The organism is Actinomycetota bacterium (assembly GCA_005774595.1).
In the GTDB taxonomy this organism is placed as follows: Bacteria; Actinomycetota; Coriobacteriia; order Anaerosomatales; family D1FN1-002; genus D1FN1-002.
Genome location: VAUM01000430.1, coordinates 1 through 1,374, shown reverse-complemented (window position 1 = coordinate 1,374; position 1,374 = coordinate 1). Strand labels below are relative to the sequence as shown.

The 1,374-nt window shown below is 67.0% G+C and carries 2 protein-coding genes; both read left to right on the top strand.

The genetic code is table 11. The annotated features are described in order from the left end of the window. Positions 1-1,241, top strand: a 1,241-nt coding sequence (locus FDZ70_10715; GenBank protein TLM65928.1) for a hypothetical protein, incomplete at its 5' end; no start/stop codon positions are given. Positions 1,242-1,249: 8 nt separating this feature from the next. After that, on the top strand, positions 1,250-1,374 hold a 125-nt coding region (locus tag FDZ70_10710), incomplete at its 3' end, for a hypothetical protein (protein TLM65927.1).

Sequence of the window (1,374 nt, the reverse complement as noted above, 5' to 3'; positions counted from 1 at the left end):
CTGACGAGGAGCGCAAGGCCGCGAACGAGCCGGTCAAGCTAGTCCCTCCCAAGGAGGTTCCGGCGTCGGCGCCGTTCTTCGTCGAGTACGTGAAGCGCGACCTCATCGAGCGTCTCGGTGCCGACAAGGTGTACAGCGGCGGGCTCCGGGTGTATACGACGCTCGACCCCAAGCTCCAGGCAACTGCCGAGAAGGCCGCCAAGCAGCTTAGAGGCAAGGACCCGGAGGTCGCTATCGTGTCGATCCGGCACGGCGACGGCTCGGTCGTAGCGATGGTGGGCGGCAGGGACTTCTCGGCGAATCAGTTCAACCTCGCCGCCCAGGGTCGCCGCCAGCCGGGGTCGGCGTTCAAGCCGTTTGTGCTCGTCGCGGCACTGGAGAAGGGCATGCGACCGCAGCGCGTCTACAGCGCGCGGCCCTACGCAGTCCCAGTCAAAGACGGCGTGTGGAACGTTCAGAACTACGAGAACGCGAAGACCGCGCCTGCCATGACGCTGCAGGCGGCGACCAACTGGTCGGTGAACGCCGTCTACGCCCGGCTCATCATGGAGGTCGGCGCCGAGCAGGTCGCGACGGTGGCGAAGCGCATGGGGATCATGACGCCGGTCAATCCGGATCCGGCTATCGCGCTCGGCGGGCTTCGCACAGGCGTCTCCCCGCTTGAGATGGCGTCGGCGTACGGCACCCTCGCGTCCGGCGGGCTTCACGTGGCCCCGAGCGGCATCGCTCGCGTCACCGATGATGACGGCCGCGTGCTGTATCGCCCGGACCGCGCTGCCGAGCGGGTTCTCGGCAAGGGCGTGGCAGTGCAGACCTCGCTCATGCTGCACGATGTGGTGGAACAGGGCACCGGGCAGGCTGCGCGCGTCGGGGCGTGGGCTGCGGGCAAGACCGGGACAACACAGTCGTATCGTGACGCGTGGTTCGTGGGATGGTCCGGCGATCTCGCCACGGCGGTGTGGGTAGGGTACCCGCAAGCGCAGATCGACATGACCAACGTCCACGGGATCAAGGTGACCGGTGGGAGCTATCCCGCCAAGATCTGGGCGCAGTACATGCGAAGCGCCATAGATCAGCGTTCGCGTGCGGTGACGCCGGCGGCGAAGGCCGAGGCTACCGACCAGGTCCTCGTCCGCGTGTGCCAGGAGTCTATGCTACTGGCGAACCAACGATGCCCGAGCACGGTGGATATCTACCTCGCCCCGGGACTCGTGCCGAAGGGCGTCTTCACTCTTCACTAGCGCCGAGGATGCCCGGGGAGATCATGGACCACTACCGAACGCTGCAAGTGACGCGAGACGCCGAGCCCGAAGTGATCGAGCGCGCCTACCGCGCGCTTTCGCTGAAGTACCACCCCGACACCGCCCGCGACAC